The following is a 23,539-nucleotide window of genomic DNA, read 5'->3' on the forward strand; positions in this document are numbered from 1 at the left end:
GCGTCCCGCGCGGCCATGAGGAGGTCCGGGAAAAATCACGTTTGGGGATACATGGTACGCAAGGCCGAAAACGGCGCAGACATGATTGAGCGGGCGAAGTCGAAGCGTATGGGCGCCTTGTCGGAGCTCTGGCCGTTCCTGCGTCCGTATCGGCGGCTTTTGACGCTTGCGATACTTGCGCTGGTGATGACGGCCTGTGTTTCGCTGGTGCTGCCCTTGGCGGTCCGGCGCGTGGTCGACAATTTCGGAGCCGAGGACGGCGCGATCCTGGACCAGTATTTCCTCGCGGCTGTCGGTATCGCCGGGCTCTTGGCGATCGGTACGGGTCTGAGATACGCGTTGGTGACGCGGCTGGGCGAACGGGTCGTGGCAGACATGCGCAAGGCGGTGTTCGACAAGGTGATCGGGCTGAGCCCGGCCTTCTATGAACGCACGATGACGGGTGAAATCCTGAGCCGCGTGACGACCGATACGACGCTCATACTGTCGGTCATCGGGTCGTCCATCTCCATCGCGTTGCGTAACCTGTTGATCTTTGTCGGCGGTCTGGTCCTGATGCTGTTCACCTCGGCCAAGCTGACCGGCATGGTGCTGCTTCTGGTGCCGCTGATCATCGTGCCGATCCTGACCCTGGGGCGTAAACTGCGCAAGCTGAGCCGCGAAAACCAGGACTGGATCGCGGCCAGTTCCGGCAATGCGTCCGAGGCGTTGTTGAACGTGCAGACGGTTCAGGCCTTTACCCATGAAACGGCCAGTCGCGCCGCGTTTTCGGACGTCACGGAGCGCAGTTTCGACGTGGCCCGGCGGCGCATCTGGGTGCGCGCCCTGATGACGGTTATCGTTATTTTCCTTGTGTTTACCGGGATTGTCTGCGTGCTGTGGATCGGTGCCCGGGATGTGCGGGCAGACCAGATGACCGGCGGCACGCTGGTGCAGTTCGTGATCTATTCGGTCATGGTGGCCGGGTCGGTGGCCGCCCTGTCGGAGATCTGGGGAGAACTTCAGCGCGCCGCTGGCGCGACGGAACGCCTGGTCGAATTGCTTCAGGCCGAGGACGAGGTCCAGGACCCGGCGCACCCCGAGGTCCTGCCGCGCCCCGTCAAAGGCCGCATTGCCTTCGAGAATGTCAGCTTCACCTATCCGACGCGCCCCGATGCGCCGGCGCTGCATGAATTGAACCTGGTGATCGAACCGGGCGAGACGGTGGCGCTGGTGGGGCCGTCCGGCGCGGGCAAGACCACGATCATCCAGATGATCCAGCGGTTTTATGACCCGCAATCGGGACAGGTGACGCTGGACGGCGTGCGCCTCGATCAGATGGCGCGGCCCGACTTTCGGGCGGAGCTGTCACTGGTGCCGCAGGAGCCGGTCATCTTCGCCGCGTCGGCGCGGGACAATATCCGCTTCGGCCGGATTGATGCGGCGGATTCCGAAGTCGAGGCCGCGGCACGGGCGGCGGCTGCGCATGAGTTCATCATGGCGTTGCCGGACGGGTACGACACCTATCTGGGCGAGCGCGGCGTGATGCTGTCCGGCGGCCAGAAACAGCGGGTGGCCATCGCCCGCGCGATCCTGCGGGACGCGCCCGTGCTGCTTCTGGACGAGGCGACCTCGGCGCTGGATGCCGAGAGCGAGCGGGCCGTGCAGCAGGCGGTCGACGGGCTGGCACGGGACCGCACCACGGTGATCGTGGCGCACCGGCTGGCGACGGTGAAGAAGGCCGACCGGATCATCGTGATGGAGCAGGGCCGTATCGTGGCGGAAGGCACCCATGACAGCCTGGTGGCCGAGGGCGGGCTTTATGCCCGGCTGGCGCGGTTGCAGTTCACCGACGGGGCGGCGGCTTAGGGCGCGGCCAAAAGCTTTGGGAAAGCTTTTGGCAAATCCTTTCTCAAAGGATTTGCGGCGGTGCGTTGGTTTCGGATGGTGCCGTGTGTAGACTTGCCAAAACACCAGCGGGTGCCGTTGATGCGCGAGGATTCAGCCTATCTTTTGCAGCCGTCCGGCGCGACGATGCGTGTTGTCCTTTTGGGGGCAAGCGGCACGATCGGGCGGGCGGTTCTGGAAGTGCTGCTGGCCGATGGCCATGACGTCGTGTGCCCGTTGCGCCGCGCCGACCCGGCAGTGCCCGAGCAGGTGCAGCGTGTCATCGGAGACCTGTCGGCGCCCGACCAACTGGAGAAGGCGATGCGCGGGGCCGACGCCGTGGTCAGTTGCCTGGCCTCGCGAACCGGCGCGCCCGGGGATGCCTGGGCTGTCGACCATGGGCTGAACGCGGCGGCCCTGCGGGCGGCAGAGGCGCAGGGCGTCGGGCGGTTCGTCCTGCTGTCGGCGATCTGCGTGCAGAAACCGGCGCTGGCGTTCCAGAAGGCCAAGCTGGCCTTCGAGGCGGAGTTGCAGGCCTCAACCCTGTGCCACGTGATCGTGCGGCCGACGGCGTTCTTCAAATCGTTGTCCGGGCAGATGGACAGGATGCGGGCGGGCAAGCCTTACCTGGCCTTCGGCGACGGCAGGCTGACGGCCTGCAAGCCGATCAGCGACGGCGACCTGGCGCGGTTCATCGCGAACACGCTGACCAACCCGGCCTGCGACAACCGCATCCTGCCGGTGGGCGGGCCCGGTCCGGCACTGACCCCGGAGGAGCAAGGCCGGTTGCTGGCCGATTCGCTGGGCGTTCCGTTCCGGATGAAACGGGTGCCGGTGGGTTTGCTCGACGTCATCATTGCCACATTGAGTGTTACCGGGAGGTTAAACAGGCGTGCCCGCGCCAAGGCGGAGCTGGCGCGGATCGGGCGGTACTACGCGACCGAGTCGATGCTGGTCTGGGACGAGGCCCGGCAAAGCTATGATGCGGATGCCACGCCGGAATTCGGGCAGGACCGGCTGGAGGCGTTCTATGCAAGGCTCGCGGCGGGAGAAGTCACGGTGGAGCGGGGCGACCATGCGGTGTTCTGAACTGGTCAAGCGCGGATGGATCGGGTAGGGGAGGCCGTTATGACAAAAGGCTTTGCATCATGACCCAACGCGCCGGTTTCATCGCCCTGATCGGGGAGCCCAATGCGGGCAAGTCCACGCTGCTCAACCGCATGGTGGGCGCGAAGGTCAGCATCGTGACGCACAAGGTGCAGACCACGCGGGCGCGCATTCGTGGCGTGGCCATCGAGGGTGACGCGCAGCTGGTCTTCGTGGACACGCCGGGGCTGTTCGCGCCGCGCCGCAGGCTGGACCGGGCGATGGTGGCCGCGGCCTGGAGCGGGGCGGCGGATGCGGACGTGATCGTGCTGCTGATCGAGGCGCATCGGGGTGTCACGGAAGGGGTCGAGAAGATCCTGGACGGGCTGGACGCCTTGCCCAAGGGGCGGCGCGTGGCGCTGGCGATCAACAAGATCGACCGGGTGCCATCCGAGGTGCTGCTGGGGCTGACCAAGGACCTGAACGAACGCTATGAATTTGTTGAGACTTTCATGATTTCCGCCGAAAAGGGGCATGGTGTCGAGGACCTGCGCACATGGCTTGCGGGCGAGGTGCCGGAAGGGCCGTGGCTGTACCCCGAGGACCAGATCGCGGACCTGCCGATGCGGATGATCGCGGCCGAGATGACGCGCGAAAAGCTGACCCTGCGGCTGCACCAGGAACTGCCTTACCAGTTGACCGTCGAGACCGAGAACTGGGAAGAGCGCGAGGACGGATCGGCGCGGATCGACCAGGTGATCTATGTCATGCGGGACGGTCACAAGGGGATCGTCCTGGGCAAGAAAGGCGAGACAATCAAGGCGGTTAGCCAGGCGGCGCGTGCCGAGCTGGAAGAGTTCCTGGGGCGGCGGGTGCACCTGTTCACGCAAGTGAAGGTGCGGCCCAACTGGCTGGAGGAAGCCGAACGGTATTCCGAGATGGGCCTTGATTTCAAGGACGGGAACGGGTGACGGACCTTGGCACAGAGGCCCCGGATCGGGGTCCGGGGCAGGCCCCAAATCGGGGTCCGGGGCGGGATGCGCGATGAGCCGGCTGACGGCTGAGTTCTGGGTGCAGGCCTACCTGGCGCGGCTGCGGCTGATGGAAATCCCGGCCTTCGTGGTGGCGCATGGCGATGACACCGGCGGCGCGGTGCTGGTGAAGCTGAACACGCTGGACGGGCAAGCGTCTGTTTTCCAACGGTCTTTCGACCTGATGAGCGGTGCGCGGACATGGGTGACGCTGGCTGAGGGAGACGAGCGCGATGTCGATCAGGCGGTGGCGAAACAGCGGTCTTTCGATCCCGATCTGTGGGTGATCGAGGTGGAGGACCGGCAGGGTCGGCACCTGCTGGACGAGCCTGGCTTGCGGGATTGAGGGCAGGTGGGTTGGCACCCACCCTGCGGGGTCGGACACAGGTTAACTAACTTGGATTCGGTGAAAACGAGACGTTGGTATCGCGTCGGTATCCGGGTGGTATTGCGACGGTGCGGTTTCAAAGGGTCCGGCGGGTTAACGGGGCGTGCGCAGTAAAGGGGCGGTTAATGCCCTGGGCGTTGGTCCGGGTGGCCGGCAGGTCCCGGATCAGGTCCGGGACGGGGACGGCGATGTGACAGCCGGGGGGGGTGCTACGCCTCTTCCTGCCGGGCGATCCACCAGGTCGTGCCGCTGGCATCGCGGACGCCGCCGCGCAGGTCGCCGTCGCCCTTGGATTGCATCGGCTGGATCACCTCGGCCCCCGCTGCCACGGCGCGGTCGAAGGCGGCTTCGGCGTCGGCGAGGTAGAGGTGCAGATGGGCAGGCGGGCCGTCCGGCATTTCGCCCATCATCACCACGCTGTCGCCGATCCGGCATTCGGCGTGCATGATGCCGCCGCCGCCCTCGCGTTCGATCACGCGCAGGCGGTCGGCGTTGAAGGCGGCGGCGCAGAAGTCGAGCACCGCCGCCGCGTCCGGCACAATCAGGTAGGCGGAGACGTCCGGGTAGCCTTGGGGTTTGTGCATGGGTCCTACTCCACGGTGATGACCTTGCGGGCGAGCACCTCTTGCCCCGAGACGTCTAGGAAACGCAGCTCGTAGACGCCGGGTTCATTCGGCAGGTCGATTTGCACGCCGGTGGCGCCGTCGGTGATCTTGACCGCCTGGAGCCAGGTGAAGATCGCCTGGTTGCCGCGTGCCAGCGTGATGCGCTGGTCGGCGCTGGTGCTGTCCACCTGCCAGGAGACGTCGATGGTGCTGCCCGGCGCCGCGCTGTCGGGGGCGGTGAGGGCGGCGCCGGTGTTGAGGGCGGCATCTGCGGCCAGCACCTCGACCGTCTGGCGGGCCAGCACGCGGGTGCCTTCGCGCAGGAGGTAGCGCAACTCGTAAAGGCCGGGGTCGGAGGGGGCTTCGAGGGTGGCGGAGGTGGCCTCGCGCACCGAGAGGTAGGTGCCGAACGTGTCATCCGCCGCGCCCATCGGGACGAGGGTGATGTAGTCGTTGGTGGCGACCGTGCCGGTCCATTCGACCGTGACATCGTCGCCGGCGCGCACCTGGTCGGGGCCGGTGACCGTGACCTCGGGCGGGGTAAGTTCGATCATGGCGGTGGCCAGCACCTTGGGGCCTTCGCGCATCAGGTAGCGCAACTCGTACATGCCGGGATCGGCGGGCATGGTGAGCGCCACTTCGGACGCGTCGCGCACGACCTGGTAATTGCCGAACGCGTCTTCGGGCGCGCCGGCGGGGACGACGACCACGTAATCCTGCGGGTTGACGGTGCCGGTCCATTCCACTGTGACCGAGGCGCCGGTGGCGGCGTTGTCGGGGCCGGAGATCGTGACCTGCGGTTCGGTGACCTCGATCATGGCGGTGGCCATGACCCTGGAGCCTTCGCGCAGGAGGTAGCGCAATTCGTACATGCCGGGATCGGAAGGCGCGGTCAGGTTGACCTCGGACTTGTCGCGGACCTGCTGGTAGCTGCCGAAGGTCGCGGGCTCGGCCCCCACCGGGACGATGGTGACATAGTCCTGGGCGTTCACGGTTCCGGTCCACGAGACGGCGAACTGCGCGCCGGTCGAGACGGTTTCGGGGCCGGAGACGGTGACCTGAGGCTCAGTGACCTCGATCATCGCGGTGGCCATGACCTTGGGGCCTTCGCGCAGGAGGTAACGCAGTTCGTACATGCCGGGATCGGAGGGGGCGACGAGGCGCGTCTCGGTGTCGTCGCGCACGGGCTGGTAGCTGCCGTAGGTGTTTGGTTCGGCCCCCACGGGGACGATGGTGACGTAATCCTTGGGATTGACCGTGCCGGTCCAGGAGACGGTGAACTGCGCGCCGGTGGCGACGGTGTCGGGGCCGGAGACGGTGACCTCGGGGTTGGCCACCTCGATGGGGGCGGTGGCCAGCACGCGCGGGCCTTCGCGCAGGACGTAGCGCAGCTCGTACATGCCGGGGTCGGAGGGCATGGTGAGCGTCACGGTGTCGTCGTCGCGCGCCGGCTGGTAGCTGCCATAGGTGTCGGGGTCCGCCCCGGCGGGCACGATGGTGATGTAATCCTTGGCATTGACTGTGCCGGTCCAGCTGACCGGGACCTGCGCGCCGGTGACGGCAGTGGCCGGGCCGCTGATCGTGACCTCGGGCGTCAGAAGCTCGATGGTGGCGCGGGCCAGCGTCTTGTTGCCTTCGCGCTGGATGTAGCGGATCTCGAACATCCCCGGATCGGCGGTGGCCAGAAGGCGGCCGGAGCTGTCGTCGCGGACGGGGAAGTAGTTGGTGTAGGTGCCTTCCTCGGCGCCCATGGGGACGATGGTGATGTAGTCCTTGGCGTTGACCGTGCCGGACCAGCTGACCGGGATCTCGGCGCCGGTGAGGGCGGTTTCGGGGGTCTGGAGCGTGACCTGCGGGTCGGCCACCTCGATGGGTCGGCTGGCGACGGTGCGGCTGTCGACGTTGAGGATGTAGCGGATCTCGTACATGCCGGGGTCGGCGGGGGCGGTGAGGTCGAAGGACTCATGCTTGTTGATCGCGCGGTAATTGGCGAGCGTGCCGGCATCGGCACCCGCGGGGACGATGGCGATGTAGTCGCGCGGGTTGATTGTGGGCGACCAGCTGACGGTCACGGGCGCGCCGGTCTGGACGGTGTCGGCGGCTTGCAGGGTGACTTGGGCTGGCGTGATCTCGATCGGGTCGGTGCCGAGGACGGTCTTGGTCTCGGTGCTGTAATAGCGGGCCTCGTAGGCGCCGGGCTCGCCGGGCATGGCGAGGGTGACGTCGGTGTCCTTGCCGATGCGGGTGTATTGGCCGAGTTCGGTTTCGGGCGCGCCTGCGGGGGTGACGGCGATGTAGTCGGCCTCGGATTGGGTCGGGTCCCAGGTGATGGTGGTGGGGCTGCCGGCGACGGCGGTGTCCGGCGCATCGACGGTGACGGCCGGGGCCTGCGGTTCGGGCTCGGGGTCCGGCGTGGCGACGGCGGTGGCGACGGCGGAGAGGGCCGCGCCCAGTTCGTCGGCGTTGGAAGCCTGGATATATTGCCCGCCGGTTTCCTCGGCGATGCAGGCGAGCGAGGCGGTGTCCTCGTCGGCGCCAAGGCCGAAGCCCACCACGTGGGCGGTGAAGCCGACGCCGCCTTTTTCCAGCGCGCGGGCCAGCTCGCACGGGTCACGCTCGCAGCTTTCCAGGCCGTCGGAGATGAGGACCACGGTGGCGGGGCGGTCGGTGTAGGAAAGCTGTGTAGCGGCCTGTTCCACGGCGTCCGTCAGGGGGGTCTTGCCGGTGGGGGTGATCGACTTGATGCGGTCCAGGATTTCTGAGCGTTTCGCCGCGCCGGGCTCGACGATGACCTCGATATCCGAGCAATCGCCACGGCTGCGGTGGCCATAGGCCATGAGGCCGACGCTGCGGTCGTCGGCCCAGTCACCGAGGAGGTTGCCGATGACGTCGCGCGCGATCTCGATCTTGGCGGTGCCGTCGATCTGGCCCCACATGGAGTTGGAGCCGTCGAAGACCACCATGACATTGTCATTCGCGAGTGCCGCCGGGGCGGCCAGAAGCGTGGTGGTCAGCGCCAGAGCGCGGGCGGTGGAAATTGTCATCGGGTCCCCCTATGCGAAAAATCTATACGGGGGGCAGATAAGCATATCCCGCGCCCCCGGTCATGTCCGGATTTCCAGACCGTGTGTCGGGGCGGGCCTTGGCAGGGTTCAGTATTTGATGTCCTATGTCTGTTCGGAGAGGCGGAGCAGTGTCATGGAATGGCGCGACCAAGGTATTGTACTGGCCAGCCGCCCGCATGGCGAGGCGGCGGCGATCCTTGAGGTGTTCACGCCCCTGAAGGGGCGGCATGCGGGCGTGGTGCGCGGCGGGGCGTCGCGCAAGATGGCGCCGGTGTTGCAGCCCGGAGGGCAGGTGGACGTGACGTGGAAGGCGCGGCTGGAGGATCACCTGGGCGCGTTCACGGTGGAGCCTGTGCGGTCGCGCGCGGCGGCCTCGCTGGGGGACCGGGTGGCGCTGGCGGGGCTGAACGCGGTGACGTCCTTGTTGATCTTTTGTCTGCCGGAGCGGGAGGCGCACCGGCGTCTCTATGGGCAGACCGAGGCGTTGTTGGACCTGCTGGGGCAGGGGGATGTGTGGCCGCTGGCCTATCTGAAGTGGGAGATGGCGCTGCTTGACGAGATGGGGTTCGGGCTGGACCTGAGCGAATGCGCGGTGAAGGGGCGGGAGGCGAACGACCTGAGCTTCATCTCGCCGCGCACCGGGCGGGCGGTGTCGCGGGCCGGGGCTGGGGAGTGGGCGGACAAGCTGTTGCCGCTGCCCGCGCCGCTGCTGGGCGAGGGGGTGTGCAGCGACGGCGAGATACTGGAGGGGCTGGGGGTGACGGGGTATTTCCTGATGAACCACCTGGCGCCGGAGATGGGACACAAGCCGCTGCCCGAAGCGCGGGCGCGGCTGATCCGGCGGCTGGAGCAGGTGGCAGAGGGGTGAGGGGGGGGTGAGGACCATGGCTGATCGTGTCTCGCGCGGAGTCAAGGCCGAAGGCCGCCGCGCGATCGCCAGACCGCCCGGACGGGCTGGCGATTGGCTGACGTTGGCGCCTCGATCTATGGTTTTGCGGATTTGGCGACCATAAAGTGCCCAGAACACCTGTCGGTCGCCAGCCCGCGGTCTGGCGATCGCGCGGCTTGAAACTCTGGCCCTTTCTCAGGCCGCGTCGGCGGTGGTCATGTCCTGCAAGATCTCGGCGGCGATGCGGAAGGAATTGACCCGCGCGGCGTGGTCGTGGATCTGGCCGGTGAGGATGATCTCGTCGGGCTGGTAGCGGTCCTTGAGGACGCCAAGCTGGGCGCGGACCGTGGCGGGGGAGCCGGTGGCGGAGACGCTCAGGGCGTGGTTGACCGACTCCGTCATCTGCGGGCCGATGGCGGCCTCGATATCCTGAACCGGGGCGGGCAGCTTGCCGGGCTGGCCGGTGCGCAGGCGGGCGAAGGCCTGTTGCATGGAGGTGCGCAGGAAGGCGCCCTCGGCGTCGGTGTCGGCGGCGAAGACGTTGGCCGCCAGCATGAAATACGGCCGGTCGAGCTGGGCCGAGGGCTGGAACCGCGTGCGGTAGATGTCCAGCGCCTGGTCCAGCGCGTCCGGCGCGAAATGCGAGGCGAAGGCGTATGGCAGGCCCAGATGCGCGGCCAGTTGCGCGCCGTAGAGGCTGGAGCCGAGGATCCAGACCGGCACGTGGGTGCCCTGGCCGGGATGGGCCGAGACGGGGGCGGCGGGATCGGCATCGGCGAAATAGCCCATGAGTTCGACCACGTCGTCGGGAAAGCGGTCGGCCTCGAGCCCGCGGCGCAGGGCGCGGGCCACGGCCATGTCGCCGCCGGGCGCGCGCCCGAGGCCAAGGTCGATGCGGCCGGGGTGAATGGTGGCGAGCGTGCCGAACTGCTCGGCGATGGTCAGCGGCGCATGGTTGGGCAGCATGACACCGCCCGCGCCGATGCGCATGGTGGTTGTCGCCTCGGCGATGTGGCCGATCAGCACCGCGGTGGCCGCGCTGGCGATGCCGGGCATGTTGTGATGCTCGGCCAGCCAGTAGCGGTGATAGCCCATCCGCTCGGCCGCGATGGCCAGATCGCGGCTGTTGGCGATGGCGGTCGCGGTGTCGTGGCCTTGGGGCACGGGGGCGAGATCGAGGACGGAATAGCGCATGGCGGAGCCTTTCATCTGTTGGATGTCATCTGGGGGCTGAGGGGCCCGAGAACAACCGTGCGGCGGGCGGGGGCATTGCGCCGGCCGCTGTCTGCGGCCTAGGATCGGCGGATCGGATGGAGGGCAGGGCCATGGCGGCATACGTGATCGGGCAGATGGAGATCCACAGCCGGGACTGGATGGAGGCGTATTTCGCGAAGATCCCCGAGGTGGTGGCGGCGCATGAGGGCCGGTTCCTGGTGCGCGGCGGCAACCCGGAGCGGATGGAGGGTGAGGGTGCGATGCCCGATGCGGCCTTCGTCCTGGAGTTTCCCGACCGGGACCATGCGCGGGCGTTCTGGCACTCGGACGCGTTCCAGGAGCTTGCGGTGCTGCGGCGGTCGGGGTCGGAGCTGAATGCGATCCTGGTCGATGGGCTGGGGTAACCCGCGCGCCCAGATGGCCGACCCTCGGGAGGGAAGGCAGCGGCGGATGCCTCCGGCGGGGATATTTGAAGCCAGAGGAAGAGGGGGATGGCGCGGGGGCGGAACTGCGTGCTTTTTTCCGCTATGTGTCCCCGGCCCCGGCGCGCCTCACTCGGCGGCGCGGAAGATCATCTCGCGGCCCTCGGGCGTGCTGAGGATCAGGGTGGTTTCGGTGACCTCGGCGAGGGCCATCGCGTCATACGTAATCGGGTGAAACGGGTCGGACAACGGTGTAGATGCACGTTAAGCTTGGGAGTGTCCCTTCTTAAAGTGATGCCGTGATCACGTAGGACTCAAGCATATGGAAGCGCAAGGGGTGGGACGAGGTATGCATGAAGCGGTAGACGCATTTCTTCTGGACCGTGCCAATGGCTACTACCAACTCGGGGCGAAGACCGACGGGTCCATACATGAAATAGAGGCAGCAACAATGCTGTTCGCGTTTGCATGTGAGCTGGTCCTGAAGGGCCTAGGTGCGAAAGCAAAATGTCATAACTTAAGACAACTTTTTGAAGACCTTTCAATTGAGAGAAAGCATTGGTTAGTGACGCGGTATCATGAGCTAGAATCTCGCAACCTGTTGGAGGACATTAGCCAGTGCGCTGACTTGTTCCGCGACATCAGGTATTGGCATGAAAAGAAGGGAGGCGCTTTTGCGACAGGACTGTCTCGTCGGCTAGCTCGTTTTCTTACCCAAGCAGGACTGGTTGCCGTTTCTGAGCGCCCCAGCAAACAGTATATCAAAACTGGCCGCATCCAATAATCTTATCCCTTCTGTGCCTGTGGCTTGAGACACTGCTCAGACGGCCTCACTCGGCGGCGTGGAAGATCATCTCGCGGCCCTCGGGTGTGCTGAGGATCAGGGTGGTTTCGGTGACCTCGGCGAGGGTCATGGCGGCCAGCGCGTCGAGGAACGCGGTTTCCTGCGTCAGGTCGGGACAGGCGCGGCGGGTGGTGCCGATCTCGGCGGCCTCGAACCACGGGTAGGGTTGCAGCTGCGCGGCGAAATAGCGGTTGCAGGGCGCTTCGCCGACGATCTTGCCTTCCTCGGGGAAGGTGATGGTGGCGGTCGAGTCGAAGGCGGTGCCGTCGAGTTCCTCGAGCTGCCATGTCCTGTCGGCCGCGCCGTGGCCCGAGAGGGTTTCATCGCCGCTGCAATTCAGCAGCGACACCACCAGGGGCACCGTCAGGAGGCCGCGCATCAGCGCAGGGCCAGCACCAGGTCGACGAGCGAACCGATGGCGCTGATGTGGTCCGCGGGGCTGGCATTGCCGAGCGATGTCATGCCGATGGCCGAGGCATAGAGGATGCGGGCCATTTCCGGATTGTCGATGCCGATGTCGGACAGAAGCGATTGCAGGGCGGCCAGGCGGGCGTCGTCGACGTCGTTGATCGCGGCGCGGGCGAGGTCATCGGAATTGGCCCAGGCGCGCAGGGCGGGTTCGGTCGCGTCCGGCGCGGCAAACGCTTGGGCGAGATTGCGCAGGCGGGCCACCTCGGTGCTGCCGTCGTTCATCAGGTCGGGCAGGCGGGCGATGCTGTCGTCGCGCCACGCGGCCAGCAGGGACTGGTGATAGGCCGGCACGTCGCGAAAGTGCCAGTAGAACGAGCCCTTGGAGACGCCCAGGCGTACCGCGAGAGGTTCGGCCTTGAGCGCGGTGGGGCCCAGTTCGGACAGCGCGTCGAGCCCGGCAGTGAGCCAGTCGCTGGATTTCAGACGTGTGGACGCGCGTGCCATGCGTTCGGGATACGCCTGCGCAGGGCGCAATGCAAGCGTGCCGCCGCAATGCAGCATGGGCGCGCGAAGCGCCGCCCGCGCGGGCCCCTGTCACAAAAGTTTTGCCGAACCGTCACGGAAGCTTCGGAGAGTGCCAGTAGGCCTGCGCCGGGACATCAGGGGGCGATGCAGTGCTGGAACTTACCGGGCTTACGAAGGTTTTTGGCCGCCAGACGGCGGTCGACGCGGTGTCATTCACCGTCGGGAAGCCCGCGATGATCGGGATCATCGGGCGGTCCGGCGCGGGCAAGTCGACCCTGCTGCGGATGCTGAATCGGCTGACCGATGCCAGCGACGGCAGCATCGTGTTCGAGGGCAGGGACGTGACCGCGCTGCGCGGCGCCGAGAAGCGCGCCTGGCAGTCGGACTGCGCGATGATCTTTCAGCAGTTCAACCTGGTGCCGCGGATGGACGTGGTCAGCAACGTGCTGCACGGCACGCTGAACAGGCGGTCGACCTTTGCCACGATGTTCAACCTCTATCCGCAGGCCGACATCTATCGCGCCATCGCCATCCTCGACCGGCTGGGCATTGCCGAGCATGCGCCGAAGCGGGCCGAGGCCCTTTCCGGCGGCCAGCAGCAGCGGGTCGCCATCGCGCGGGCGCTGATGCAGGAGCCCAAGGTGGTGCTGGCCGACGAGCCCATCGCGAGCCTCGACCCGATGAACGCCAAGCTGGTCATGGACGACCTGCGGCGCATTCACGAAGAGGACGGCCGCACCGTCATCGCCAACCTGCATACGCTGGATACCGCGCGCAAGTACTGTGACCGGGTGATCGGTATGCTGCATGGACGGGTGGTGTTCGACGGCACGCCCGAACAGCTGACCACGGGCGTGGCGCGCGACATCTATGGCGCGGACGCGAGTTTTTCCGAGGCCGCGACCTCGACCGCAATCGAGACTCCGGAGCGCGAGATTGCCTGACCCCACGACCCTGAAATTCATCTGCGCGCCGGTCACGGGGGCCGGCGGCAACAACCCGACTGGAGGATCAAGATGAAGAAACTGATTGCTGCCCTTGCGGCCACCACCGCCCTGACCGCGCCCGCGCTGGGCCAGGAGATCGAGGAGTTCCGCATCGGTATCCTTGGCGGCGAGAACGCCCAGGACCGTCTGAGCTCTCACGAGTGCCTGAAGACTTACACCGAGGAAGCGCTGGGCGTGGAAACCAAGCTGTTCGCCCCGGCCGACTATGCCGGTGTGATCCAGGGCCTTGTCGGCGGCACGCTGGACATGGCGTGGCTGGGCGCGTCGGGCTATGCCGCGACCTATCTGCAGGATCCCGAAGCGGTGGAGCCGGTGCTGGTCAAGATCAATATGGACGGCTCTTATGGCTATCACTCGATCGGGTTTGCCCGCAAGGACAGCGGCATCACCAGCCTCGACGACATGGAAGGCAAGGTGTTCGGCTTCGGCGACCCGAACTCGACCTCGGGTTACCTGATCCCGTCGATCGAGATCCCGCAGGCGGGCGAAGGCATCACCATGGACTCGGGTGACTATTTCGGTGAGGTGAAGTTCACCGGCGGTCACGAGCAGACCATCGTGGCGGTCAACAACGGCGATATCGACGCCGGCGTGACCTGGGCCGACGGCCAGGGCAACTGGGAAGACGGGTACAACTCGGGCGCGCTGCGCAAGGCCGTGGATGCGGGCCTGGTCGACATGAACGACCTGGTGGAGATCTGGAAATCGAAGCCCATTCCGGAAGGCCCGATCGTGCTGCGCAAGTCGCTGCCCGCGGACGTGAAAGAGAAGATGGTGGCGCTGGTCGACGGCATGTACGAGAACGACCGCGACTGCACCTATTCGATTTCGGCCGGTGAAAGCCTGGGCTTCGACCCGATCACGCATGACGCGTATCTGTCGATCATCGAGGCGCGCAAGTCCGCGTCGCAATAAGCGATCCCTCCTGCTGGCGGCGGGTCCCGTGCAACCGGGGCCCGCCGTTCGCATACCCGATAGAGGCCCCATGACAGATGTGATCCAACCCGGCGGCGCGGCCCGGCTGAGCGACGTGCAGGCGACCTACATGGCGCAGGTGTCGAAGCGACGGCTGTATTCCGGGATCACCCTGCTGGTGTTCATCCTGCTGATGGTGTCGGGCTTTCGCCTGGCCGAGGCGCGCAACGGCGGGTCCTTCATCGGCGGGCTGGACAATTTCTTTGACTATCCCGGCGAGGTGGTGGCCGAGGCGGTGGAGAAGGCCGGCGAACTGCCCGCGCATTTCGTGACATTCTTTCCCGCGCTCTTGGAGACGGTGAATATCGCGGCCGTGAGCACGCTGGTGGGCGCGCTGGCGGCGGTCGTGCTGTCGCTTCTGTCGACGCGGGGGCTGGCGCGGTTTCCAAGGCTTGTGCCTGTGTTCCGGCGGATCATGGACGTCACCCGCGCGGTGCCGGAGATCGTGATCGCGCTCATTCTGATTTTCGTGCTGGGGGGCGGGCCGGTGCCGGCGATGATAGCGATCGCGTTCCACACGGCGGGGGCGCTGGGCAAGCTGTTCTCGGAAGTGAACGAGAACGCGTCGCTGAAACCTTTGGAGGGGCTGGAAAGCGTTGGCGCGACGTGGAGCCAGCGGATGATGCTGGGGGTGGTGCCGCAGGTGGCGCCGAACTGGCTGAGCTATGCGCTGATGCGGTTCGAGATCAATATCCGCGCCTCGGCGATCCTGGGGTTCGTGGGCGCGGGGGGTCTTGGCTACGAGCTGAAGAACGCGATCAGCTGGGGGCAGGGGCAGTATGACGAGGCGGCGGCGATGTTCCTGATGCTGTTTGCCACGATTGTCTTGTTCGACCAGCTGTCGAGCCATTTCCGGGACCGGCTGGTGCACGGACGCAAGGTGGAGATGCACCGATGAGCGCGACGTCGATGAAGACAAGCATGACCGATACAGATGCGCTGATGGCGCAGACCGGAAAGCTTTTTCAGCGCAAGCGGATGGTGGCCTTCGGCGTGCCGGTGCTGATCCTGGCCTATTTCGTCTACGTCTTCTTCGCCTTCGACGTGCCGGGGCTGATGCAGAGGGCGAGCGCCGAGAACGCGCGGGCGCTGGTGGCGGACACCTATAGCTACAAGGTGCATGTGACGCGGGACAACCGCGACGGGGCCGTCGAGGTGGCCATCGAGGGCGAGCGGAAAGGCGAATATCCCGAAGGGCAAAGCCCTGAGTGGGTGGAGTTGGGCCGCGACACGGTGATCGACCTTGGCGGCGGTCACGTGGTGGTCTTTGGTCCCGAGACGATCAGTTACGATGTGCCGGGCTATGGCCTGATCCGGGCGACGCCGAGCCGTAGCCAGGGCGTGGTGCAGGAGTTTCCGACGGATGACCTGCCGGAGTGGATTAGCAGTTCAAAGAACCGGCTGGCGATCACGACCGAGGCGGGGCGCCTGTCGGTCACGCGCAACCGGGCGGAGGTGTTTCGCTATTTCGCCGGCTGGGAGCTGTTCTTCTTCACGCTGGACAGTCCGTATCACGGGATGAGCGTGGGGCAAGTCTTGGGCCGGGCGCTGGATGGCGAGGCGGGCGAGATCTGGGACGATTTCTGGCATAACGAGATGTGGCGGCATTCGGACGTGATGTGGGCCATTTTCGAGACCATCCTGATGGCGTTCCTGGGCACCATGGGCGCGGCCATCGTGGCGCTGCCCATCGCGTTCATGGCGGCCAAGAACTTTGCGCCGCTGAAGACGGTGCGGTTCGGGTTCCGGCGGCTGTTCGATTTCCTGCGCGGGGTCGATGCGCTGATCTGGACCATCGTGCTGACGCGGGCCTTCGGGCTGGGGCCGTTGACGGGCGCGCTGGCGATATTGCTGACGGACACGGGATCTTTCGGGAAGCTGTTTTCGGAGGCGTTGGAGAACGTGGACGACAAGCAGATCGAGGGCGTGCAGTCGACGGGGGCGAAGCCGGTGCAGCGCTATCGCTTCGGCGTGCTGCCGCAGGTGACGCCGGTGCTCTTGAGCCAGGTGCTGTATTACCTGGAGAGCAACACGCGGTCGGCCACGATCATCGGGGCCATTACGGGCGGCGGGATCGGGCTGCTCTTGACGCAGGCGATCATCACCCAGAAGGACTGGGAAGAGGTGACCTATTACATCGTGCTGGTGGTGCTGATGGTGATCTTCATGGACTGGGTGTCGGGGATGCTGCGCCGGCGGTTGATCCGGTCGGACGATTCGGGGCATTAGGCAGCATGCCGAAGCTGAGGGCCGATGCGCCGCTGATCCATCCCGAGTGCGAGATCTCCGAGAGTTCCTTTGGCGCCTATTGCGAGGTGGGGCGGGGGAGCCGCGTGGCGCAGTCGGTGTTCGGGGATTATTCCTATTGCGACCGGATGTGCGATATCGCCAATGCCGACGTGGGCAGGTTTTCCAATATCGCGAGTTTCGTGCGAGTGGGGGCGACGGATCATCCGCTGGACCGGGCGAGCCTGCATCATTTCATGTACCGCTCGGCCAGTTACTGGGACGATGCGGAGGATGATGCCGACTGGTTCGGAAAGCGCCGGGCGCGGCGGACGGTGATCGGGCATGACACCTGGCTGGGGCACAATGCGCAGGTGAAGCCGGAGGTGACGGTGGGGCACGGGGCCGTGGTGGCCTCGGGCGCGGTGGTGACGCGGGACGTGGCGCCCTACACCATCGTGGCGGGCGTGCCGGCAAAGCCCGTGCGCGCACGGCTGGCGCCCGAGGTGGCGGAGCGGGTGATGGCGCTGGGCTGGTGGGATTGGCCGCATGATCGGCTGCGGGTGGCGCTGGAGGATTTCCGGGGGCTGTCGGCGGAGCAATTCCTGGAGAAATACGAGGGTTGAGGCGCGTGGTGGGTTGGAAACCCACCCTACGGAGCGTGGCGCATCCTCGGGTCGCGCCCGAGGATGGCGTTGACGGGAGGGCGGGGGGTGTCCCGACCCAAATTGGGCGGCCCGAAGGCCGCCCGGATTGGTCATGAAAATAAGCTTGGGATGTTCAGGGACAAGTGAACGCCGCCTGTATGACCGAGTCGTGCAACAGGCATGTGTCGGCAGGATAAAATCTGGGTAACAGCCTATTCGGCGGCCATTGCGAGCTCGGCGCCCGCGCCGAAGAACCGGGTGGCGGCCTCGCCCGTCAGGTGGGTGATGCGGCCGGCGCAGATCGTGGCCTCGATCTGGCGGGTGGCTTCGTTGACCACCACGAGGTCGGCGCGGCGGCCATGGTCGATCACGCCCCGGTCGGGCAGGCGCATGATGCGGGCGGGGTTGGAGCTGATCAGCGCCCAGGCGGCGGGCAGGGTGCGCAGGCCCTTGTCCACGAGCGCGAAGGCGGCGCGCGCGAGCGAGGGGTAGTGATAGTCGGACACCAGGGCGTCGCAATAGCCCGCCTCGATCAGGTCCTCGGCGGCGGCGTTGCCGGCCTGCGAGCCGCCGCGCACCACGTTGGGCGCGCCCATCAGGACCGGGTCGCCCACGGCGTTGGCCAGCCGTGCGGCGGCGCGAGTGACGGGGAATTCGCAGATCTTGGCGCCGATCATGGAATAGGTCTCGCGGGTTTCGGCGTCGGGGTCGTCATGGCTGCCGTAGAGCACGCCGCGGCGGTCGAAGCCTTCGGCGAGGCGGCAGAGGAAGCGGGGCACGAAGGTGGCGTTCTTCTTGGCGGCGCGCAGGGCGGCAAGGTGTTCTTGCGGCGTGCGGCGAGCCTCTTCGGCCCAGCGGGCCAGCGTGGCGGGCCGGGCCCGGGCGGCGTCGAGCGCGTCGTCGAGGTGATTGTTGAAGACCACGTAGTCGATGTCATGCGCGTCGACCAGGGCCAGCAGGCGGTCGGCGGTGTCGGTGAGATGCGTCTCGCAGCGGATCTGGAGGCGCAGGTCGGTCAGCAGCCGGGGGCGGGCGGTGGCCAGCGCCGTGGCCAGCGCTTCGGCCTGGTCGGGGGCGCGGCGGCCGCCTTCCCAGGACCAGCTTTGGGCCAGCCACGCGGTGGTGATGCCGTTGGAGGCGGCGTCGCGGTCGGTGGCGGCGAGGGCGTCGGCCAGCGGGAAGGGCGCGGAGGGGCGGGGCGCGATGTGGCGCTCGAACGCGTCGCCATGCAGGTCGATGATGCCGGGCAGGACGAGATAGCCCGAAAGGTCGACCGCGGGCAGGGGGCCCTTGCCGATCACGCCCTGCCGGACGACGACAGAGCGGCGTTGCAGCTCGCCGTCGCGCAGGACGCGCGCGCCCGTCAGGCGCATGTCGCAGGGTTTCGGGGCCATCGGACTGCTCTCGCTCGTTTCCCGTCAAGGTAGCGCGGGTTTGTATCGTCGGAGTGACAAAGGGTTAATCCGCCACGTCTTTTTCCGCCGCGGTGTCGGGCAGGGCGTCGCCGAGGGTCAGCGTGACCTTGTCGCCGGAAAACCACGTGCGGCCGTATTCCAGCGGCTGGCCGTCCGGGTCGACGTTGAGCGAGACGGTGCGCAGGACGGGCGCGCCTTCGCGGATCTGCAGGTGGCCGGCCTGGGTGGGGGAGGCCAGCCGCGCCGCGACCCGCGTCCAGGCGCGGGTGTAGTCGGGCACGCCGATGGCGCGGAGGCTGTCGGTGATCGAGTTGTGCCGGCGCAGAGCGTCGGGCAGGCCGGACAGGCGGGCGGCCGGAAAGACGGAGCGGAAGAGGGCGAGCGGCTGGTCGTCGGCCAGCGACAGCCCGTCATAGGAATGCACCAGGTCGCCGGGGGCGAGGGCCAGCGCCTCGGCCTCGGTTGCGTCGGCGGCACGGGTCTCGATCAGGTGGGCGCGGCGCGAGGGCAGGCGCCCGGCGGCGCGCAGGTTGGTCTGGAACCGCACGCGCGTCCCCAAGGGGTAATCGGTGGGTTTCTGCGCCACGAACACGCCCGCGCCGCGGCGGGGAAAGACGGTGCCGGCCTCGGCCATGTCCGCCAGCGCGCGACGCACGGTGTGGCGGTTGACGCCGAAGCGGCGGGCGAGTTCCGCCTCGGTCGGCAGCTTGTCGCCGGGGGCGTAGCGGCCCGCCGCGATGTCGTCGGTGAGCGTGTGACGGATGGATTTCCAGACCGGGGTGCGTGTGGCGGTGTTGGTCGGCATGTCATGAAACCTTCACGGGCAAGGGGCTTGGCGACTCGGATGCAATGCGTTATAGATTTGTCTAGTTGTATAGTAACATAGACAACTTCGCAAGGTGTCTAGATGACCGAAACGACCGAAAGACAGGCGTGGATGAGCACGCTGGCCAAGGCCCCCGCCGCCGACCTGGCGCGGTTGTGGGAGGGGCTGGGGCTGGCCCCCGAGCACGAGATGCTGCGCGCGCCCGAGGTGGGCGCGGTGATGGTGCGGGGCCGGACCGGGGCCACGGGCGCGCCGTTCAACCTTGGTGAAATGACGGTGACGCGCTGTTCGTTGCGGCTGGGCTGTGGGGCCGTCGGGCACGGATACGTGCAGGGGCGCGACAAGGGCCATGCGACGACCGCCGCGCTGGTCGATGCGTTGATGCAGACCGATGAGGCCGACCGGGTGCGCGAGGGCGTCGTTGCGCCGTTGACCGAGGCGCTGGCGGCGGCGAAGACGCAGCGGCGGGCCAAGGCGGCGGCGACCCGGGTGGAGTTCTTCACCATGCAGCGGGGAGAGGATTGATGCAGACAGAGGCACTGACGGGCGGGTTCGGCGATGCGCCGGTGGACGCGGCACGGGCCTTTCGTGGGGCGATGAACGCCATGGCGCGGCCCGGGAGGATCGAGGAATTGGCCGGGGCGGTGCCGCCTGCGCCGTTGTCGGTGGCCGCCGGTGTGCTGGTGCTGACGCTGTGCGACGCGGAGACGCCTGTGTACTTGGCAGGCGATCACGATGCGCCCGCCGTTCGGGAGTGGATCATGTTCCACACTGGCGCGCCGTTTGCCGGGCCGGAGGAGGCGATGTTCGGATTGGGCACGTGGGAGGCGCTGGGGGCGCTGGACGCCTATCCGATCGGGACGCCGGAATACCCGGATCGGTCGACGACCCTGATCGTCGAGGTGCCGGAACTGGTGGCCGGCGGCGCGGTGCTGCGTGGGCCGGGCATCCGGGACACGGCGCGGTTGCGCCTGCCGGAGGTGGCGGCGTTTCAGCGAAATGCAAAGGCGTTTCCGCTGGGGCTGGATTTCTTTTTCACCTGCGGCACCCGCGTGGCGGCGCTGCCGCGAACCACGAAAGTGGAGGGCTGAGCCATGTATGTTGCGGTGAAAGGCGGCGAGCGGGCGATTGAGAACGCCCATGCCTGGCTGGCCGAGGAGCGGCGGGGCGACACGTCCGTCGCGGAACTGTCGGTGGCGCAGATCCGCGAGCAGCTGAGCCTTGCCGTGAATCGGGTGATGGCCGAAGGCTCGCTTTACGATCCGGACCTCGCGGCGCTGGCGATCAAGCAGGCGCGGGGGGACCTGATCGAGGCGATTTTCCTGATCCGGGCCTATCGCACGACGTTGCCACGGTTCGGTGCGTCCGCGCCCGTGAAGACTGGCGAGATGGTGTGCGACCGCCGGATCTCGGCCACGTTCAAGGATGCGCCGGGGGGGCAGGTTCTGGGGCCGACGTTTGACTACACGCACCGCCTGCTGGACTTCAAACTGGCCGCCGAGGGCGAGGTGCCGGAAGCCCCGGAGGGCGAGGCCGAGGACGGTCCGGTGCCGCATATCACCGGGTTTCTGAACCGCGAGGGGCTGATCCAGACCGAGGACGAGAGTGATGCCACGCCGCCCGACCTGACGCGCGAGCCGATGGAGTTGCCGGCGGGCCGGGCGCTGCGGTTGCAGTCGCTGACGCGCGGCGACGAGGGGTTCGTGCTGGGCATGGCCTATTCGACGCAGCGGGGATACGCGCGGAATCATGCGTTCGTGGGGGAGCTGCGGATCGGCACGGTGGAGGTTGAGATGGACATCCCGGAGCTGGGGTTCGCCATCGGGATCGGCGAGATCACCCTGACCGAATGCGAGACGGTGAACCAGTTCAAGGGCTCGAAAACCGAGCCGCCGCAATTCACGCGGGGCTATGGGCTGGTCTTTGGCCAGACCGAGCGCAAGGCGATTTCCATGGCGCTGGTGGACCGGGCGCTGCGCTGGAAGGAACTGGGCGAGGACGACGTAGGCGCGCCGGCGCAAGACGAGGAATTCGTGCTGATGCATGCCGACAACATCCAGGCGACCGGGTTCCTGGAGCATATCAAGCTGCCGCATTACGTGGATTTCCAGAGCGAGCTGGAACTGGTGCGGAAGTTGCGGCGCGAGGCGGAAGGCCAGGCGGCGCGCGAGGCGGCGGAATGAGTTCCGGCCTGTCGCATATCACCTTCATCTGCGCCGACCTGGACCGGATGCAGCGCGTGCTGGAAGAGGTGCTGGAGGCGCGCTGTGTCTATGCCAGCGGGGCAGACCAGTTCTCGTTGTCCGACGAGCGGTTTTTCCTGGTGGGCGACGTGTGGGTCGCGATCATGAAAGGCGAGCCGCTGGCGGAGCGGACCTATAACCACGTGGCGTTCAAGGTGGACGAGGGCGCGTTCGACGCCCGCGTGGCGCGGATCGAGGCGCTGGGGCTGGAGATGCGGCCCCCCCGGCCCCGGGTCGAGGGCGAGGGGCGGTCGGTCTATTTCCACGGCCCGGACGGGCATCTGCTGGAACTGCATACCGGCACGCTGGAGGAACGGCTGGCGCGGTATGCACGCGGCCGGGAGGGCGTGGCGTGAATATCGTCTTCGATATCGGCAACGTGCTGATCGCGTGGGACCCCTATGCGGCGTTCCGGCATGCCTTCGACAGCGACGAGGAAATAGATTCGTTCCTGATGGATGCGGATTTCTATGCCTGGAACCTGGAGCAGGATCGCGGGCGGTCGCGGGAGGCCGCGGTGGCAGCCGCCGGGGCGGAGCATGCGGCGTTGCTGGACGGGTATTTCGACCGCTTTCACCTGACGATCCGGGACAAGATCTGCGAGACGTGGTCGCTGATGGAGCGGCTGCGCAGCAAGGGGCATGGCATCTATGGCCTGACCAATTTTGCCGCCGATACCTGGCCCGTGGCCCTGAGGGTGCATCCGCAGCTGGGCGAGGCGTTCGAGGACGTGGTGGTGTCTGGGCAAGAGGGTACGGTCAAGCCGGAGCGCGAGATTTACGATCTTCTGTGCCGGCGCAACAAGCTGAGCCCGAGCGACTGCCTGTTGATCGACGACAGTGACGCGAATGCGGACGGCGCGCGCAAGGCAGGCTGGCAGGCGCATCATTTCACCTCTCCCGACGGGCTGCGCCGGGACCTGACAGAGCGGGGGCTGCTGTGAACGAGTACAATTTCGCCTACCTGGACGAGCAGACCAAGCGGATGATCCGGCGGGCCATCCTGAAGGGGCTGGCGATCCCCGGCTACCAGGTGCCGTTCGCCAGCCGAGAAATGCCGATGCCCTATGGCTGGGGCACGGGCGGGGTGCAGGTGAGTGCGGCCACTTTGGTGCCCGAGGACCGGCTGAAGGTGATCGACCAGGGGGCGGATGACACCACGAACGCGGTGTCGATACGCAAGTTTTTCGAGCGGACGGCGGGCGTGGAGACGACCGAGGAAACCGGCCGCGCGACGCTGATCCAGACGCGGCACCGGATACCGGAAGAGCCGCTGACCGAGGACCAGATCCTGGTCTACCAGGTGCCGATTCCCGAGCCGCTGCGGTTCCTTGAGCCGCGCGAGACCGAGACGCGCAAGATGCATGCCCTGGAGGAATACGGGCTGATGCATGTGAAGCTTTACGAGGACATCAGCCAGCACGGGGCGATCGCCACCGCCTATGCCTATCCGGTGAAGGTGGAAGGGCGGTACGTGATGGACCCGTCGCCGATACCGAAATTCGACAACACGAAGCTGGAGATGGCCGCGATTCAGCTGTTCGGTGCGGGGCGGGAACAGCGGATCTATGCGCTGCCGCCCTGGTGCGATGTCGTGTCGCTCGATTTCGAGGACTATCCGTTCGAGCCGAGCAAGGCGGATCATGCGTGCGATCTGTGCGGGGCCGTCGAGAGTTACCTCGACGAGGTGATCGTGGACGACGCGGGCGGGCGGATGTTCGTCTGTTCCGACACGGATTACTGCCGGGGACGCCGGGCCGCGGGCCATGTGGGGGCGCAGGGCGTGCCCACCGAGGAGGGCGCGGCGTGAGACACGGGACGCGCAAAATTTTCTGGAAAAATTTTGGGGCGGAT

Annotated in this window: 25 protein-coding genes; 18 read left to right on the forward strand and 7 right to left on the reverse strand. The window is 66.9% G+C overall.

What is annotated here, in order from left to right; translation table 11 throughout:
- Positions 1-51 precede the first annotated feature (51 nt).
- From KUV49_RS18950 to KUV49_RS18965, 4 genes are all read left to right on the forward strand, one after another.
- Positions 52-1,848 carry an ABC transporter transmembrane domain-containing protein gene (locus tag KUV49_RS18950; protein WP_222452508.1) on the forward strand — a complete coding sequence of 599 codons (1,797 nt, stop codon included), beginning with the start codon at positions 52-54 and terminating at the stop codon, positions 1,846-1,848.
- A gap of 120 nt (positions 1,849-1,968) precedes the next feature.
- Entirely contained in the window at positions 1,969-2,955 is a 987-nt protein-coding gene (locus KUV49_RS18955; protein WP_261391596.1) for an NAD(P)H-binding protein, read from the forward strand.
- 59 nt (positions 2,956-3,014) lie between these two features.
- On the forward strand, positions 3,015-3,923 hold the full coding sequence (era, locus tag KUV49_RS18960) for a GTPase Era (protein ID WP_222452509.1): 909 nt from the start codon (positions 3,015-3,017) through the stop codon (positions 3,921-3,923).
- A 73-nt stretch (positions 3,924-3,996) separates the two neighbouring features.
- Complete coding sequence (locus tag KUV49_RS18965; protein WP_222452510.1) at positions 3,997-4,329, forward strand: DUF1491 family protein; 333 nt, start codon at positions 3,997-3,999, stop codon at positions 4,327-4,329.
- Between the two features lie 251 nt (positions 4,330-4,580).
- On the opposite strand, the gene KUV49_RS18970 is transcribed toward KUV49_RS18965, so the two are convergent.
- Both KUV49_RS18970 and KUV49_RS18975 read right to left on the reverse strand, forming a co-directional pair.
- A complete protein-coding gene (locus KUV49_RS18970) occupies positions 4,581-4,955 on the reverse strand; it encodes a VOC family protein (RefSeq protein WP_222452511.1) in 375 nt (124 codons plus the stop codon).
- 5 nt (positions 4,956-4,960) lie between these two features.
- Positions 4,961-8,020: a VWA domain-containing protein gene (locus KUV49_RS18975; RefSeq protein ID WP_222452512.1), complete on the reverse strand. Its 3,060-nt coding sequence runs from the start codon at positions 8,018-8,020 to the stop codon at positions 4,961-4,963.
- A gap of 154 nt (positions 8,021-8,174) precedes the next feature.
- Here KUV49_RS18975 and recO point away from each other — a divergent pair, with 154 nt between their 5' ends.
- Positions 8,175-8,909, forward strand: coding sequence for a DNA repair protein RecO (gene recO, locus KUV49_RS18980; protein ID WP_222452513.1), 735 nt, complete (start codon positions 8,175-8,177; stop codon positions 8,907-8,909).
- A gap of 216 nt (positions 8,910-9,125) precedes the next feature.
- Here recO and KUV49_RS18985 read toward each other — a convergent pair whose 3' ends face one another.
- Entirely contained in the window at positions 9,126-10,124 is a 999-nt protein-coding gene (locus tag KUV49_RS18985) for an LLM class flavin-dependent oxidoreductase (RefSeq protein WP_222452514.1), read from the reverse strand.
- Between the two features lie 131 nt (positions 10,125-10,255).
- On the opposite strand from KUV49_RS18985, the gene KUV49_RS18990 reads away from it, so the two are divergent.
- Both KUV49_RS18990 and KUV49_RS18995 read left to right on the forward strand, forming a co-directional pair.
- Entirely contained in the window at positions 10,256-10,549 is a 294-nt protein-coding gene (locus KUV49_RS18990) for a DUF1330 domain-containing protein (protein WP_222452515.1), read from the forward strand.
- A gap of 340 nt (positions 10,550-10,889) precedes the next feature.
- The gene (locus KUV49_RS18995; RefSeq protein WP_222452516.1) at positions 10,890-11,351 is read left to right on the forward strand and encodes a hypothetical protein; all 462 of its coding nucleotides are present in this window, start codon (positions 10,890-10,892) and stop codon (positions 11,349-11,351) included.
- Between the two features lie 46 nt (positions 11,352-11,397).
- Here KUV49_RS18995 and KUV49_RS19000 read toward each other — a convergent pair whose 3' ends face one another.
- Positions 11,398-11,790: an META domain-containing protein gene (locus tag KUV49_RS19000; protein WP_222452517.1), complete on the reverse strand. Its 393-nt coding sequence runs from the start codon at positions 11,788-11,790 to the stop codon at positions 11,398-11,400.
- Entirely contained in the window at positions 11,790-12,326 is a 537-nt protein-coding gene (locus KUV49_RS19005; RefSeq protein WP_222452518.1) for a TetR/AcrR family transcriptional regulator, read from the reverse strand. The genes KUV49_RS19000 and KUV49_RS19005 overlap by 1 nt, the downstream gene beginning before the upstream one ends.
- Positions 12,327-12,496: 170 nt before the next feature.
- Here KUV49_RS19005 and phnC point away from each other — a divergent pair, with 170 nt between their 5' ends.
- The 5 genes from phnC to KUV49_RS19030 all read left to right on the forward strand — a co-directional run bounded on the left by phnC (position 12,497) and on the right by KUV49_RS19030 (position 17,181).
- Positions 12,497-13,291, forward strand: coding sequence for a phosphonate ABC transporter ATP-binding protein (phnC, locus tag KUV49_RS19010; RefSeq protein ID WP_222452519.1), 795 nt, complete (start codon positions 12,497-12,499; stop codon positions 13,289-13,291).
- Positions 13,292-13,363: 72 nt separating this feature from the next.
- Positions 13,364-14,269 (forward strand): phosphonate ABC transporter substrate-binding protein, encoded by a 906-nt coding sequence (phnD, locus tag KUV49_RS19015; RefSeq protein ID WP_222452520.1) that lies wholly within the window; start codon positions 13,364-13,366, stop codon positions 14,267-14,269.
- Positions 14,270-14,339: 70 nt separating this feature from the next.
- A complete protein-coding gene (phnE, locus tag KUV49_RS19020; RefSeq protein ID WP_222452521.1) occupies positions 14,340-15,227 on the forward strand; it encodes a phosphonate ABC transporter, permease protein PhnE in 888 nt (295 codons plus the stop codon).
- Between the two features lie 23 nt (positions 15,228-15,250).
- Entirely contained in the window at positions 15,251-16,558 is a 1,308-nt protein-coding gene (gene phnE, locus KUV49_RS19025; RefSeq protein WP_261391597.1) for a phosphonate ABC transporter, permease protein PhnE, read from the forward strand.
- 5 nt (positions 16,559-16,563) lie between these two features.
- Positions 16,564-17,181, forward strand: coding sequence for a chloramphenicol acetyltransferase (locus tag KUV49_RS19030; RefSeq protein WP_222452522.1), 618 nt, complete (start codon positions 16,564-16,566; stop codon positions 17,179-17,181).
- 233 nt (positions 17,182-17,414) lie between these two features.
- On the opposite strand, the gene KUV49_RS19035 is transcribed toward KUV49_RS19030, so the two are convergent.
- Positions 17,415-18,596 carry an alpha-D-ribose 1-methylphosphonate 5-triphosphate diphosphatase gene (locus tag KUV49_RS19035; protein ID WP_222452523.1) on the reverse strand — a complete coding sequence of 394 codons (1,182 nt, stop codon included), beginning with the start codon at positions 18,594-18,596 and terminating at the stop codon, positions 17,415-17,417.
- 64 nt (positions 18,597-18,660) lie between these two features.
- Positions 18,661-19,422, reverse strand: coding sequence for a phosphonate metabolism transcriptional regulator PhnF (phnF, locus tag KUV49_RS19040; RefSeq protein ID WP_222452524.1), 762 nt, complete (start codon positions 19,420-19,422; stop codon positions 18,661-18,663).
- Between the two features lie 102 nt (positions 19,423-19,524).
- On the opposite strand from phnF, the gene phnG reads away from it, so the two are divergent.
- From phnG to KUV49_RS19070, 6 genes are read left to right on the forward strand one after another with little or no spacing between them, the layout of a single operon-like run.
- On the forward strand, positions 19,525-19,968 hold the full coding sequence (gene phnG, locus KUV49_RS19045; protein ID WP_222452525.1) for a phosphonate C-P lyase system protein PhnG: 444 nt from the start codon (positions 19,525-19,527) through the stop codon (positions 19,966-19,968).
- Positions 19,968-20,534, forward strand: a complete 567-nt coding sequence (gene phnH / locus KUV49_RS19050) for a phosphonate C-P lyase system protein PhnH (RefSeq protein ID WP_222452526.1) — start codon at positions 19,968-19,970, stop codon at positions 20,532-20,534. The genes phnG and phnH overlap by 1 nt, the downstream gene beginning before the upstream one ends.
- A 3-nt stretch (positions 20,535-20,537) precedes the next feature.
- On the forward strand, positions 20,538-21,626 hold the full coding sequence (locus KUV49_RS19055; RefSeq protein WP_222452527.1) for a carbon-phosphorus lyase complex subunit PhnI: 1,089 nt from the start codon (positions 20,538-20,540) through the stop codon (positions 21,624-21,626).
- Positions 21,623-22,042 carry a FosX/FosE/FosI family fosfomycin resistance hydrolase gene (gene fosX, locus KUV49_RS19060; protein ID WP_222452528.1) on the forward strand — a complete coding sequence of 140 codons (420 nt, stop codon included), beginning with the start codon at positions 21,623-21,625 and terminating at the stop codon, positions 22,040-22,042. The genes KUV49_RS19055 and fosX overlap by 4 nt, the downstream gene beginning before the upstream one ends.
- Positions 22,039-22,629 carry an HAD family hydrolase gene (locus KUV49_RS19065; protein ID WP_222452529.1) on the forward strand — a complete coding sequence of 197 codons (591 nt, stop codon included), beginning with the start codon at positions 22,039-22,041 and terminating at the stop codon, positions 22,627-22,629. The genes fosX and KUV49_RS19065 overlap by 4 nt, the downstream gene beginning before the upstream one ends.
- Positions 22,626-23,495, forward strand: coding sequence for an alpha-D-ribose 1-methylphosphonate 5-phosphate C-P-lyase PhnJ (locus KUV49_RS19070; protein ID WP_222452530.1), 870 nt, complete (start codon positions 22,626-22,628; stop codon positions 23,493-23,495). The genes KUV49_RS19065 and KUV49_RS19070 overlap by 4 nt, the downstream gene beginning before the upstream one ends.
- The last annotated feature ends 44 nt before the right edge of the window (positions 23,496-23,539 follow it).

The sequence above is a fragment of the Roseovarius atlanticus genome (assembly GCF_019802205.1).
Taxonomy (GTDB): domain Bacteria; phylum Pseudomonadota; class Alphaproteobacteria; order Rhodobacterales; family Rhodobacteraceae; genus Roseovarius; species Roseovarius atlanticus_A.

What these genes read in the sequence shown, in the direction of transcription:
- KUV49_RS18950 (WP_222452508.1), top strand. Translation starts at nt 52, where the DNA reads ATGGTACGCAAGGCCGAAAACGGCGCAGACATGATTGAGCGGGCGAAG.
- KUV49_RS18955 (WP_261391596.1), top strand. Translation starts at nt 1,969, where the DNA reads ATGCGCGAGGATTCAGCCTATCTTTTGCAGCCGTCCGGCGCGACGATG.
- era (WP_222452509.1), top strand. Translation starts at nt 3,015, where the DNA reads ATGACCCAACGCGCCGGTTTCATCGCCCTGATCGGGGAGCCCAATGCG.
- KUV49_RS18965 (WP_222452510.1), top strand. Translation starts at nt 3,997, where the DNA reads ATGAGCCGGCTGACGGCTGAGTTCTGGGTGCAGGCCTACCTGGCGCGG.
- KUV49_RS18970 (WP_222452511.1), bottom strand. Translation starts at nt 4,955, where the DNA reads ATGCACAAACCCCAAGGCTACCCGGACGTCTCCGCCTACCTGATTGTG.
- KUV49_RS18975 (WP_222452512.1), bottom strand. Translation starts at nt 8,020, where the DNA reads ATGACAATTTCCACCGCCCGCGCTCTGGCGCTGACCACCACGCTTCTG.
- recO (WP_222452513.1), top strand. Translation starts at nt 8,175, where the DNA reads ATGGAATGGCGCGACCAAGGTATTGTACTGGCCAGCCGCCCGCATGGC.
- KUV49_RS18985 (WP_222452514.1), bottom strand. Translation starts at nt 10,124, where the DNA reads ATGCGCTATTCCGTCCTCGATCTCGCCCCCGTGCCCCAAGGCCACGAC.
- KUV49_RS18990 (WP_222452515.1), top strand. Translation starts at nt 10,256, where the DNA reads ATGGCGGCATACGTGATCGGGCAGATGGAGATCCACAGCCGGGACTGG.
- KUV49_RS18995 (WP_222452516.1), top strand. Translation starts at nt 10,890, where the DNA reads ATGGAAGCGCAAGGGGTGGGACGAGGTATGCATGAAGCGGTAGACGCA.
- KUV49_RS19000 (WP_222452517.1), bottom strand. Translation starts at nt 11,790, where the DNA reads ATGCGCGGCCTCCTGACGGTGCCCCTGGTGGTGTCGCTGCTGAATTGC.
- KUV49_RS19005 (WP_222452518.1), bottom strand. Translation starts at nt 12,326, where the DNA reads ATGGCACGCGCGTCCACACGTCTGAAATCCAGCGACTGGCTCACTGCC.
- phnD (WP_222452520.1), top strand. Translation starts at nt 13,364, where the DNA reads ATGAAGAAACTGATTGCTGCCCTTGCGGCCACCACCGCCCTGACCGCG.
- phnE (WP_222452521.1), top strand. Translation starts at nt 14,340, where the DNA reads ATGACAGATGTGATCCAACCCGGCGGCGCGGCCCGGCTGAGCGACGTG.
- phnE (WP_261391597.1), top strand. Translation starts at nt 15,251, where the DNA reads ATGACCGATACAGATGCGCTGATGGCGCAGACCGGAAAGCTTTTTCAG.
- KUV49_RS19030 (WP_222452522.1), top strand. Translation starts at nt 16,564, where the DNA reads ATGCCGAAGCTGAGGGCCGATGCGCCGCTGATCCATCCCGAGTGCGAG.
- KUV49_RS19035 (WP_222452523.1), bottom strand. Translation starts at nt 18,596, where the DNA reads ATGGCCCCGAAACCCTGCGACATGCGCCTGACGGGCGCGCGCGTCCTG.
- phnF (WP_222452524.1), bottom strand. Translation starts at nt 19,422, where the DNA reads ATGCCGACCAACACCGCCACACGCACCCCGGTCTGGAAATCCATCCGT.
- phnG (WP_222452525.1), top strand. Translation starts at nt 19,525, where the DNA reads ATGACCGAAACGACCGAAAGACAGGCGTGGATGAGCACGCTGGCCAAG.
- phnH (WP_222452526.1), top strand. Translation starts at nt 19,968, where the DNA reads ATGCAGACAGAGGCACTGACGGGCGGGTTCGGCGATGCGCCGGTGGAC.
- KUV49_RS19055 (WP_222452527.1), top strand. Translation starts at nt 20,538, where the DNA reads ATGTATGTTGCGGTGAAAGGCGGCGAGCGGGCGATTGAGAACGCCCAT.
- fosX (WP_222452528.1), top strand. Translation starts at nt 21,623, where the DNA reads ATGAGTTCCGGCCTGTCGCATATCACCTTCATCTGCGCCGACCTGGAC.